We start from the raw sequence: 263 nt of genomic DNA, 5'->3' as shown, positions 1-263 counted from the left end.
GGTGACCGCACCGCGCAAGCCATCGCCCGGCAGCTCAAGGCCATGGGCTGCGATCGGTACGACATCGGCATACGGGACGCCTCCAGCGGCAAGATGATGAACCGGGAATGGACACCGCAGGAAGTGCAGCAGAACGCCGCCTGGCTCAAGCGCATGAATGCCCAGGGCAATGATATTTACATTCGCCCCGCCGAGCAGGCCCGGCATGGTCTGGTGCTGGTGGACGACCTCAGCAGCGACGATCTGGACGCCATGAAGCAGGA

1 protein-coding gene is annotated in these 263 nt (G+C 63.5%); it reads left to right on the top strand.

Translation table 11 applies throughout. The features are described from left to right. Positions 1 to 263: DNA-primase RepB domain-containing protein (locus V0R37_RS22470; protein ID WP_420376606.1), on the top strand; the 263-nt coding region annotated here is incomplete at both ends.

This window comes from Pollutimonas rozaliensis (assembly GCF_048751585.1).
GTDB lineage: Bacteria > Pseudomonadota > Gammaproteobacteria > Burkholderiales > Burkholderiaceae_B.
This window is presented reverse-complemented; position numbering and strand designations above follow the sequence as displayed.